The following is a 1,436-nucleotide window of genomic DNA, read 5'->3' as shown; positions in this document are numbered from 1 at the left end:
CAGGCCGGCGGCGTCCAGCCGGCGCAGGTGCTGGCTGGCGAGGGCGTGCGAGATCGCCAGCTCGCGGGCGAGCGCCGCGGCGGACAGCGGCGCGCCCCACAGCAGGGAGAGCATGCGCAGCCGTACCGGGTGGGCCAGCGCGCGCAGACGCGGATCGGTGGTGCTCACGGCCGCCATTGAACCGCACCGGCCGGGTCGGACAACCCCCAAGCATTGACTTGGGGGTTGATGATGGCCAGAATCAGCCGGCACGGGGGTGGTCACATGAGCTGGGGCACGACGAGGGTCCTGGGCAACCGCGACGCCGGCCGCTACCTGGTGGCCGTACTGGTGTCCGGGTTCGGCACGGCGGCGATGCTGCTGGTCGCCGGCATCTGGGTGAAGGACCTGACCGGTTCGAGCAGCCTCGCCGGGCTGGTCACCCTCGGCCTCTGGGGGCCGACCCTGGTGGGGCCGCTGATCGGCACGATCGCCGACCGGTTCCGCCGCCGGCCCGTGCTGATCGTCCTGCACGTCGCGATGGCCGTGCTGCTGCCCGTGCTGCTGCTGGTCGACACCGCCGGCGAGGTGTGGCTGATCTTCGCCGTGATGGTCGCGTACGGGATCAGCTTCGTGCTCATCGACTCGGCCGAGGCGGCGCTGGTGCCCTCCGTCGTCCCCGGCGAGCTGCTCGGCGACTTCAACGGCCTGCGGATGACCGTCAACGAGGGGATGAAGCTGCTCGCCCCGCTGATCGGGGCCGGGCTCTTCGCCGCGTACGGCGGGTACCCGGTGGTGCTGCTCGACACGGCCACCTTCGCCCTCGCCGCGCTGGTCCTCGTCCTGCTGCGGGTACGCGAGCAGCCACCGCCACCGCCCGAGCCGTGGCGCCGGCAGCTCGCCGACGGGCTGGGCCACCTGCGCCGGCACGCCGCGCTGCGGCACCTCGTCGGCTGCACCGGCGGTGCGATGCTGCTGATCGGGATCAACGGCGCCCTGGCGTACGCCGTGGTGGACGTCGGCCTGCACCGGCCGCCGGAGTTCAACGGCGTGCTCGGCACGGTGCAGGGCGTCGGTTCGCTGGTCGGTGGCCTGGCCGCCGGGGCGCTGCTGCGCCGGCTGGGCGACCGGCGGGTGACCGCGGCGGCGATCGCGCTGCTCGCCGCGGGCCTGGCGCTGCGGGCCTTGCCCGCCCTCGTCCCGGTGGTCGCGGGCACCCTGGCCGTCGGGATCGGCGCGCCCCTGGTGCTGATCACGGTCTGGACCGCCGTGCAGCGGGAGACCCCGGGCGCGCTGGTCGGCCGCGTCTCCGCCACCGTCAACACCCTCACCTTCGGCCCCGGCACCCTCGCCGTACTGGCCGGCGCGGGCGTGCTGACCCTGCTCGACCACCGGGTGATCCAGCTGGTCGCGGCGGCCAGTACGGCGAGGGTGCCGGGGCCGAAGGTGAGGGTGTT

Annotated in this window: 2 protein-coding genes; one reads left to right on the top strand and one right to left on the bottom strand. The window is 74.4% G+C overall.

Features of this window, described 5'->3' with window-relative positions:
• A partial coding sequence (locus ACWEVO_RS36460) for a helix-turn-helix domain-containing protein (RefSeq protein ID WP_452311938.1) occupies positions 1–177 on the bottom strand: 177 nt, incomplete at its 3' end.
• An 87-nt stretch (positions 178–264) separates the two neighbouring features.
• Here ACWEVO_RS36460 and ACWEVO_RS36455 point away from each other — a divergent pair.
• Positions 265–1,436 (top strand): MFS transporter (locus ACWEVO_RS36455; protein WP_452311937.1); only part of this gene is annotated, 1,172 nt, incomplete at its 3' end.

The organism is Micromonospora sp. NPDC003776 (assembly GCF_053605645.1).
This window is presented reverse-complemented; position numbering and strand designations above follow the sequence as displayed.